The 5,926-nt window shown below is 42.9% G+C and carries 3 protein-coding genes and 1 tRNA gene; all 4 read left to right on the top strand.

Annotation, left to right across the window (positions count from 1 at the left end; all coding sequences use genetic code 11):
- The coding region (recF, locus tag RYL27_RS10360) for a DNA replication/repair protein RecF (protein ID WP_314967057.1) at positions 1-750 on the top strand (750 nt) is incomplete at its 5' end.
- A 12-nt stretch (positions 751-762) separates the two neighbouring features.
- Positions 763-2,727: a DNA topoisomerase (ATP-hydrolyzing) subunit B gene (gyrB, locus tag RYL27_RS10355; RefSeq protein ID WP_314967056.1), complete on the top strand. Its 1,965-nt coding sequence runs from the start codon at positions 763-765 to the stop codon at positions 2,725-2,727.
- A 41-nt stretch (positions 2,728-2,768) separates the two neighbouring features.
- Positions 2,769-5,273, top strand: coding sequence for a DNA gyrase subunit A (gene gyrA, locus RYL27_RS10350; protein WP_314967054.1), 2,505 nt, complete (start codon positions 2,769-2,771; stop codon positions 5,271-5,273).
- Positions 5,274-5,637: 364 nt separating this feature from the next.
- Positions 5,638-5,725, top strand: a tRNA-Ser gene (locus RYL27_RS10345).
- Positions 5,726-5,926: the final 201 nt, after the last annotated feature.

The raw sequence follows: 5,926 nt of genomic DNA, 5'->3' as shown, positions 1-5,926 counted from the left end.
GGAAATATCATTATTTTTTCTCCGGAGGACCTGTCCTTGATTAAAAATGGGCCAAAGGAAAGAAGAAGATTTATTGATTTGGAGCTTTGTCAGCTGGATAAGATTTATCTCTACCACTTATCCATGTATAATAAAGTTTTGCAGCAAAGAAATAAGCTTTTAAAGGAACTGTATTTTCGGCCAAAGCTGGAGGAAACCCTCTTTGCCTGGGATGAGGAACTGGTAAAGCATGGGAAGATGGTGATTTCTCTCCGCAGGGATTTTGTGGAAAACTTACGGAAAAAGGTGGAAAACATCCACGGAGAAATCAGCGGAAAGCGGGAAGAGCTTCTTCTAAGTTATGAGGAAAATGTTTCCGAGGAAAATTTCTCCTTGCAGCTGGAAAAAAACAGGGAGGCGGAGAAAAAGCAACAGACCACCCTCTCCGGCCCCCACCGGGATGACCTTTCCTTTCAGATTAACGGTCAGGATATCCGGCATTTCGGTTCCCAGGGACAGCAAAGAACCGCAGCCTTATCCCTGAAATTAGCGGAAATTGATTTGGTGAGAGAAAGGATTCAGGATAATCCCATCCTACTATTGGATGATGTGTTTTCAGAGCTGGATCAAAAAAGACAGAATTTTTTACTAGAGCAGTTAGGAAATTTACAAAGTCTGATTACTTGTACAGGCTTAGAAGAATTGGTAAAGCATCGATTCCCCATAGACCATGTGTTTTATGTGGAAAATGGACAGGTGCAGTGTCAGTAAAGAGGAGGAACTATGTCGATAGAGATGGAAGAATTTGAAGGAAATGAAGCAGAATTTCTTCATGGTTCTAAGGAATACGGTGCAGATCAGATTCAGATTTTAGAGGGACTGGAAGCGGTTCGGAAAAGACCGGGAATGTATATCGGAAGTACTTCTGTTCGCGGTTTGCATCATTTGGTTTATGAAATCGTGGATAACTCCGTAGACGAGGCTCTGGCCGGATTTTGCAATATCATTACCGTAAGAATTCATCAGGATAACTCCATTACCGTAAGGGATAATGGACGAGGAATTCCTGTAGATATACAGAAAAAGGCTGGAAAGTCCGCCTTGGAAGTTGTTTTTACCGTTCTTCACGCAGGAGGAAAGTTCGGAGGAGCCGGATACAAGGTTTCCGGCGGTCTTCACGGTGTAGGAGCCAGTGTAGTAAATGCCCTTTCTGAGTGGTTGGATGTTAAGGTTTATAAAGAAGGCAAGATTTATACCATGTCCTTTGCCAAGGGAAAGGTGACAAAGCCTATCGAGTGTATCGGAACTTGCAGCGAAGAGGAACAGGGAACCGAGGTACACTTCCTTCCGGATGCAAGCATTTTTGAAGAAAGCGTTTATGAGTTTGAAACCTTAAAGATTCGTCTTCGGGAAACCGCTTTTTTAACCAAGAATCTGAAGATTCGTCTTGTGGATGAGCGGGAAGGCATAGAGCAGGAAAAGGAATTCCACTATGAGGGAGGAATTCAGGAGTTTGTCAGTTTCTTAAACAAGGGAAAGGAAGCCCTTTATCCGGATGTGATTTACTGTGAGGGAGAGAAAGAAAAGATTCTGGTGGAAGTGGCTATGCAGCATAACGACTCCTATACGGAAAATATCTATACCTTCGTAAACAACATTAATACCCCGGAGGGGGGAACCCACCTGACCGGTTTTAAAAATGCTTTAACCAAAACTTTCAATGACTATGCAAGACAGAATAAGCTTTTAAAGGATAGTGAAGCCAATCTTTCCGGAGAAGATATCCGTGAGGGCTTAACCTGCATTATCTCCGTAAAGATTGAGAATCCCCAATTTGAGGGACAGACCAAGCAGAAGTTGGGAACCTCAGAGGCTCAGGTGGCGGTGCAGGGAATTGTTTCCGAGCAGTTGACCTATTTTCTGGAGCAAAATCCTGCAGTTGCCAAGGTGATTTGCGAAAAATCTATTTTGGCGCAAAGAGCAAGAGCCGCAGCCAGAAAGGCCAGAGATTTAACCAGAAGAAAGTCAGCTTTGGACGGTGTGGGACTTCCCGGTAAGCTTGCGGATTGTAGCAGCAAGGATCCGGAAAGATGTGAAATCTTTATCGTAGAGGGAGATTCCGCATTGGGGCCTGCCAAGGAAGGAAGAAATCCGGAAACCCAGGCCGTACTGCCACTTAGAGGAAAAGTTTTAAATGTACAGAAGGCAAGATTGGACAGAATCTATGCCAATGAAGAAATCAAGGGAATGATTACCGCCTTCGGAACCGGTATTCACGAGGATTTTGATTTAAGCAAATTACGTTATCACAAAATCATTATTATGACGGATGCGGATGTGGACGGCGCCCACATTTCCACCCTGATGCTGACTTTTATTTATAACTTTATGCCGGAGCTTATCCGAAAGGGACATGTTTATCTGGCTCAGCCGCCACTTTTTACCATTCAGAAGAATAAAAAGCATTACTATGCTTACTCCGATGAGGAATATCAGAGAATTTTAAAGGAAATCGGATCGGATGGAGCAGACGTATCCCGATTTAAGGGTCTTGGAGAGATGAATACGGAGGAGCTGCAGGAAACCACGCTGGATCCGGAAACCAGAACTCTGCTTCGGGTAAATATGAGTGACGAGGATAAGGCGGAGTTGGATATTACCTTTACCACCTTAATGGGAGATCAGGTAGAGCCCAGAAGAGAATTTATCGAGCAAAATGCCCGCTATGTTACGAATTTGGATATTTAAAGACTTTTCCAAAAAGAATTGCAAGTTAAAGGAGGCCAATTTTGGAGCCAAATATTTTTGATAAAGTGCAGGATGTGGACTTAAAAAAGACCATGGAGAATGCGTATATTGACTACGCCATGAGTGTTATTGTGTCCAGAGCGATTCCCGATGTTCGGGATGGTCTTAAGCCTGTACAAAGAAGAGTGCTTTATGCTTTGCAAAGTCTGGGCGTTACTCCGGATAAAAAGACCAAAAAGTGTGCCACAATCGTTGGAGAAACCATGGGTAAATATCACCCCCACGGTGACTCCTCCATTTACGGCTCTTTGGTTTATATGGGACAGCCCTGGTCTATGCGGCACGTCCTGATTGACAAACAGGGAAACTTCGGTTCCGAGGACGGAGACAGCCCTGCGGCAATGCGTTATACCGAGGCTAAGATGTCCAGATTAGCCGGAGAAATGCTGGCAGGCATCAATAAGAACACCGTGGATTTCATGCCGAACTTCTCCAATGAATATGAGGAGCCGGTGGTTCTTCCTTCCCGTTTTCCCAATCTTTTGGTAAACGGTGCCACAGGTATTGCAGTAGGTATGTCCACCAATATCCCTCCACATAACCTGAGAGAAGTGATTAAGGGTGTGGACTGCATTATTGAGAATCGTATTGCGGGAAGAAAGACGGAAATAGAAGAACTTCTTCCCATTATTCAAGGACCGGATTTTCCTACAGGGGCGACCATTTTAGGAAAAAGAGGAATCGAAGAAGCCTACAGAACCGGTAGAGGAAAGATTAAGATGCGGGCGATTTGCGAGATTGAGCCCATGCACAACGGCAAAAATCGCATTTTGGTAAAGGAACTTCCCTATCTTGTATACCGTTCCCGCGTCATTGAAAAGATTGCAGAGCTTGTAAAAGATAAAAGAATTGACGGAATCACCTATATTCACGATGCGGCAGGAAAAAATTCCAAAGCAAAGATTGCCATTGAGTGCAGAAAAGATGTGAATCCCCATGTAATTTTGAATCAGCTGTATAAGCACACCCAGTTACAGGAAACCTTCGGTGTGATTATGCTTTGTATTGTTCGAGGGGAACCGAAGATTTTGAATCTTCTGGAAATTTTGGAAGAATTTTTGGCACATCAGATTCAGGTGGTCACCAGAAGAACACAGTACGATTTACAAAAATGTGAGGACAGAGCCCATATCTTAGAAGGATTGTTAAAGGCTCTTGACCATATTGATGAGATTGTTGCCATTATCCGTGCCGCGAAAAATGTAGAAGAGGCTAAGCAAAACTTGATTACCCGCTTTGCCTTCACCGAAGTGCAGGCCCAGGCTATCGTAGATATGCGTTTGCGTGCTCTTACCGGTTTGGAAAGAGAACGTCTGGAAAACGAGTACCAGGATTTGCTGGCAAAGATTGCCTACTATAAGGAAATTCTTGGAGATGAAAGAAAGCTTCTTGCGGTAATCAAGGAAGAGCTGGATGTTATTGCAGACAAGTACGGAGAGGATAGAAAAACGAGCTTCAGCTATGATGATATCTTAGATGCGGAGGATTTGATTGCCGACGATGATGTGGTGATTACTTCCACCAGCCTCGGATACATCAAGAGAATGTCTCCGGAAAATTTCCGCCAGCAAAACCGCGGCGGAAAGGGCATTAAGGGAATGCAGACCATAGAGAAGGACTATATTGAAGACCTCTTTATGACCACAAACCACCATTACATTATGTTCTTTACCAATATGGGAAGAGTATTCCGTATTAAGGGCTATGAAATTCCGGAAGCAAGCAGAACCGCAAGAGGAACTGCATTGGTAAATCTTCTTTCCTTACAGGAGGGAGAAAAAGTAAATGCCAGCCTCTGCCTGAGAGATCCGAAGGAAGAGCAGGACTTAATCCTCACCACAAAGTCCGGTATGGTAAAGAAAACTGCCCTTTCCGAATATGCAAATGTACGAAAGAACGGCTTAATTGCCATTAGCCTAAAAGAAGATGACCAGTTAATAGAAGCCAAGCTCCTTTCCAAGGATGAAAATATTATACTGGTAACCAAGAAGGGAATGGCAATCCAGTTCAACGAGAAGGATGTGCGTAGAACCGGACGTTCCTCTATGGGTGTAATCGGTATCCGATTGAACGATGGAGATGAAGTAATCGGTATGCAGGAATCTTCCCAGGGAGAAAATATGCTGGTAGTTTCTGAAAAGGGTTACGGCAAGCTTACGGAGAAATCCGCCTTTAAGGCACAAAACCGTGGCGGAAAGGGTATGCGTTGCTACAAGATTACGGAGAAAACCGGAGATCTGGTAGGATTTAAGCTTTGTGACCAGGATAGAGAAATTCTTCTGATTACCACAGAGGGTATTATGATTCGGATGAGTCTGGAAAATATCAGCATCATCGGAAGAAATGCCTCCGGCGTTAAGCTTATGAACCTTGATAAGGACGGGGACACCACCATAGCTTCCGTTGCCAAGGTAAGAGAAAGTGAAGGCGATGGGGAAGAGGATTCGGAAACGGAGCCGGGAGAGGCTGCGGATGAAGAAAAGTAGGAATAAAAAGCCGATTCCTAAAAAAATATTCATTATCTACAAAAATCCATTCCGGAGAGAAATCACCGGAGTGGATTTTTTTAATAATGCAAAAAAGAATATCTAAAAGAAAAAAACAAAAGGGAAAGAATAAAAAAAGTAAAGGGCTGAAAAAGAAAAACAAAATCAAAAACTAATAAGAAAATCAGAAAATAAGAAAATAAGAAATAAAACTATAAGTCCTATAGGGCTAAAAAAATTATAAATTTTTCTTGACAGTAAATGGGGAATTTGCTACTCTAATTAGGCACCTAAGAACCAAATGTTCGGTACGAAAGAAGAAATTCAAAAGTATAGGTGAATCCCTTTTGGCAGGGATAAACGAGGAGTAATACTCAAGAGGCCGAAGAGGCGCCCCTGCTAAGGGTGTAGGTCGGGCAACCGGCGCGAGGGTTCAAATCCCTCTTACTCCGTTTTCCGAATATTTTTTTCGGAAAATGCTTGACAAAGTTAATCACTTTGTTATAATAGCATGGCTGTCTCGAAAGAGAACAGTAAAGTCTGAAGAGAAAATAAAAAAATTAAGAGGAAACGATTAAGAATTTATAGTCTCGACAGAAAAACTGAACCTTGAAAATCAAAGATCGAATAATACACAGACCCTGAAGATTCTT

Origin of the sequence: Oribacterium sinus, assembly GCF_963537195.1 — a bacterium.
In the GTDB taxonomy this organism is placed as follows: Bacteria; Bacillota; Clostridia; order Lachnospirales; family Lachnospiraceae; genus Oribacterium; species Oribacterium sinus_A.
Note: the sequence above shows the minus strand (reverse complement) of the source record. Positions and strands in the feature narration are given on the sequence as shown.